Annotated in this window: 1 protein-coding gene; it reads right to left on the bottom strand. The window is 63.0% G+C overall.

Going from position 1 to position 1,366, the window contains the following annotated elements; all coding sequences use genetic code 11:
* A partial coding sequence (locus tag AC1DP3_RS18275) for a thymidylate synthase (RefSeq protein ID WP_477295787.1) occupies window positions 1–630 on the bottom strand: 630 nt, incomplete at its 3' end.
* Between the last annotated feature and the right edge of the window lie 736 nt (window positions 631–1,366).

Genomic DNA, 1,366 nt, shown 5'->3' with positions numbered 1-1,366 from the left:
GAGATGGAGTGAGCCGATGAAGTAGGTGGTGCTCCCTGGCCGTGCACACGTCCAGAACGACACCATTTCGTGCAGCACGCTCCACTCAAACGTGTTAATGCCGGTGAAGCCCCACATCAGGTCGTTGCTGCGAACGGTGATCGCGAGGTCCAGGACGTCATCGCGGCACGTGAACTGCAGCCAGTTGGTGCAGGGGATGTCCTTCGAAGGCTGATAGTCGAGCGCCGGGTCGAAGATCGACATCACAGCCCGGCGGCTTTGCCGGTCTTGCGTCAGGATGTCGACGACTGCCCTGAGCTGATCGACGCCGTGCCAGGCCCGCAACCGGGGACCGTAACCGGCGCGCCAGGTCGTGCCGTCGTCGGAGAAATCTGCCGCCCGAGGAAGGTAACTGACCAGATCTCCGATATCGTTCCTGCCGGCGAGAACCCACAGCGTCTCGTAGATCGCGGCGAACGGGTTGTTATTGCGGTCGGGGATGACGACGCAGCGTTCGAGCGGGTTGGCGAGGGTGATGGTCACCTGGCGCGCCTCGCGGGTGACCGCACCGCGAACGTTGACCATCTGGCCACGAGACAAAATCTCTGCGGCCTGCGCAAGAAACGCGGACTGTGCGTTGCGGTACTCCATCGCCCTCCTTCGGTCCAGAGCGTATCGGGGTGGGCGCCGCTGTCCGCGGATGGCGAGCCGTGCGGTTCGAGGTCTGCCTACTCAGTAGCCTTCGGAAAGACCTTGACCGGGGAAGTTAGGCGACAATGCCGCATCTGTCGGACCTGGATCTCACAGGCCGTCCGAGGACCGTACCGCTTGGGATCCACAAGGTGCAGGGTGATCCCGGTGGATGCTGCCGCCACGCGCAGGAGGCTCCTGAAGTCGAGCCTCCGCAGGTGCGCAAGACGGCGCCGGCGTCCAACCAGACCCTCGACGCGATCATCATCACCGGAGATATCACGAACGGTGACGTGCGAGGTTGCCGGCGAGAGCCACACCGTCCTCGTGCCGGGAAACCACGATGTTGATTGTGACGCCGAGGCGAGGCGCGCGTCGCGGGGGATTCGGAAACTGCGCGACGAAGGCTAGCTCGTCCGCTGACTGTTGGAGGGAGGTGAATTTCGAACCGCCCCCGTTCTCAACGCCACGGACGACAGCTTCGTGCTGGTTGCGCCGAACTCCTTGACCTACTCCGATCGCGGGAGTGTTCAGAGGGCGATTGGTTGCACCTCGCTCAGGATCGTGAGAGCACGACCGCATCGGGCCTCTCGGATACGTCGAGCGACGAGATGCAAGAGGCCACTTCACCGACGTCCGATTGCACCCAGAACGCAAGCATTTCCCTGCATCATGCTCAACTCGAAAACGCCGATGA

It is taken from the genome of Microbacterium sp. P5_B6 (genome assembly GCF_056400345.1).
The sequence above is the reverse complement of the archived record's forward strand: the minus strand, read 5'-3'. Positions and strand labels throughout refer to the sequence as shown.